4 protein-coding genes are annotated in these 2,472 nt (G+C 36.7%); all 4 read right to left on the bottom strand.

Features of this window, described 5'->3' with window-relative positions; translation table 11 throughout:
* Positions 1-1,307 precede the first annotated feature (1,307 nt).
* The gene (locus PSN35_RS07060; protein ID WP_300031421.1) at positions 1,308-1,484 is read right to left on the bottom strand and encodes a hypothetical protein; all 177 of its coding nucleotides are present in this window, start codon (positions 1,482-1,484) and stop codon (positions 1,308-1,310) included.
* Positions 1,481-1,633, bottom strand: a complete 153-nt coding sequence (locus tag PSN35_RS07055; protein WP_300031419.1) for a hypothetical protein — start codon at positions 1,631-1,633, stop codon at positions 1,481-1,483. Before PSN35_RS07055 ends, PSN35_RS07060 begins: the two co-directional genes overlap by 4 nt.
* 116 nt (positions 1,634-1,749) lie before the next feature.
* On the bottom strand, positions 1,750-2,187 hold the full coding sequence (locus PSN35_RS07050) for a hypothetical protein (protein ID WP_300031416.1): 438 nt from the start codon (positions 2,185-2,187) through the stop codon (positions 1,750-1,752).
* A gap of 95 nt (positions 2,188-2,282) precedes the next feature.
* Positions 2,283-2,472 (bottom strand): hypothetical protein (locus PSN35_RS07045; protein WP_300031413.1); only part of this gene is annotated, 190 nt, incomplete at its 5' end.

Genomic DNA, 2,472 nt, shown 5'->3' with positions numbered 1-2,472 from the left:
GCTCACTGAAACAACAGCCTGCTGATAGACATGTTGCACATGCTAACCATAACACCACTGATGCAGTTAAAATGATCATGACATTCACCTTGAAGCCATAAACTTTATAAAAGTCTGATAGCATGACTTATGTTTACTTTTGAAACAACAAATTTGAGTATTAACAGTGTTCTTTGGATGAGAAATAAAAGCCAAGCTTTCGTGTAATCAATGCAAAACATAAATACTTACCCATATCAGCCTTATTTTTGAATGTAAAGTTGCAACCAGAGCGACGGCAATGAAAATGAGTTGTTCTTTGTCCGTAGAATGAACAAGTTGGTGTACCACAATCCTCTGTAGCTCTGAACCTTTGGAATCCTTCCTGTATTATGGCTGAATCTTTCCGATGGTAGTTTGCATGCATTTGAACATCAGAGGTACTAATATACACCTTGTCACAGCAGTCCTACAAATAGATGTACCGGGAGATTTAAGAACAGTGAGTTAAGTTTAACATCAACTGATAAAATTTTCAGCCATATCATGGCAAGACAAAGTTTGATGAGATGATGTCAATGCTGTACTAAATCTTTGATAGTGCTAGCTCACTGAAACAACAGTCTGAGAGTATATATATAAGTTGCTCTAACACATTATCTCAATATTCAAGTTAGCTTTCTCCTCTATAGTAGATGTAATAAATACTAATGTCATAGTCTAGTTTGACCTGACTGACTCTGGAAGCCATGACCTACCACACTCAACATGTTAATGAATACACTCCCAATATGGTTGATCTATGAATGCCACAAAGCCATGAGCTATTGATAAGACTGATCTAGGCATGCCATGAAACCATTAGTTATTGATAAAATTGTTCTAGGCATGCCATGAAACCATGAGTTATTGATAAGATTACTCTAGGCATGCCACAAAGCCATGAGTTATTGATAAGATTGATCTAAGCATGCTATGAAGCCATGAGCTATTGATAAAATTGATCTAGGCATGCCACAAAGCCATGAGTTATTGATAAGATTGATCTAGGCATGCCATGAAGCCATGAGTTATTGATAAGATTGATCTAGGCATGCCATGAAACCATGAGTTATTGATAAGATTGTTCTAGGCATGCCATGAAGCCATGAGTTATTGATAAGATTGCTCTAGGAAATTAGGAATGCCATGAAGCAATGAGTTATTGATAAGATTGCTCTAGGAATGCCATGAAGCCATGAGTTATTGATAACATTTCTATCCTTTAATTCCACGAAGCCATGAGATATTGATAAAATTTCTATCCTTTAATGCCATGACGCCATGAGTTATTGATAAGATTGCTCTAGGACTGCAATGCAGCCATGAGTTATTGATAAGATTGCTAATCCTTTATTGCCATGAATCCATGAGGTATTGATAAGATTGCTATCCTTTAATGCCATGAAGCCATGAGTTATTGATAAGGTTGCTCGAGGAATTTCATGAAGCCATGATTTATTCATAAGATTGCTCTAGGAATGCCATGAATCCATGAGTTATTGATAAGATTGCAACCCTTTAATGCCATGAAGCCATGAGTTATTGATAAGATTGCTCGAGGAATGCCATGAAACCATGAGTTATTGATAAGATTGCTATCCTTTAATGCCATGAGTTATTGATGAGATTGCTATCCTTTAATGCCATGAGTTATTGATAAGATTGCTATCCTTTAATGCCATGAAGCCATGAGTTATTGGTAAGATTACTACCTTTAATGCCATGAAGCTATCCTTTAATGGCATGAAGCCATGAGTTATTGATAAGATTGCAATCCTTTAATGCCATGATGCCATGAGTTATTGATAAGATTGCTCTAGGAATGCCATGAAGCCATGAGTTATTGATAAGATTGCAATCCTTTAATGCCACGATGCCATGAGTTATTGATAAGATTGCTCTAGGAACGCCATGAAGCCATGAGTTATGGATAAGATTGCAATCCTTTAATGCCATGAAGCCATGAGTTATTGACAAGACTGCTCTATGAATGCCATGAAGCCATGAGTTATTGGTAAGATTGCTATCCTTTAATGCCATGAAGCCATGAGTTATTGGTAATATTGCTCTAGGAATGCCATAAAGCCATGAGTTATTGACAAGATTGCAATCCTTAAATGCCATGAAGCCATGAGTTATTGATAAGATTACTACCTTTAATGCCATGATGTCATGGGTTATTGATAAGATTGCTCTAGGAATGCCATGAAGCCATTAGTTATTGATAAGATTGCAATCCTTTAATGCCACGATGCCATGAGTTATTGATAAGATTGCTCTAGGAATGCCATGAAGCCATGAGTTATTGATAGGATGCTATCCTTTAATGCCATGAAGCCATAAGTTATTGACAAGATTGCTCTAGGAATGCCATGAAGCCATGAGTTATTGATAAGATTGCTATCCTTTAATGCCATGAAGTGATGGGTTACTGATAAGATTGCTCTATGA

It is taken from the genome of Candidatus Thioglobus sp., assembly GCF_028599055.1.
Lineage (GTDB): Bacteria > Pseudomonadota > Gammaproteobacteria > PS1 > Pseudothioglobaceae > Thioglobus_A.
This window is presented reverse-complemented; position numbering and strand designations above follow the sequence as displayed.

Coding starts and splice junctions, on each gene's coding strand:
- PSN35_RS07060 (WP_300031421.1), bottom strand. CDS start 1,484: ATGAATAAATCATGGCTTCATGAAATTCCTCGAGCAACCTTATCAATA.
- PSN35_RS07055 (WP_300031419.1), bottom strand. CDS start 1,633: ATGGCATTAAAGGATAGCAATCTTATCAATAACTCATGGTTTCATGGC.
- PSN35_RS07050 (WP_300031416.1), bottom strand. CDS start 2,187: ATGGCATTAAAGGTAGTAATCTTATCAATAACTCATGGCTTCATGGCA.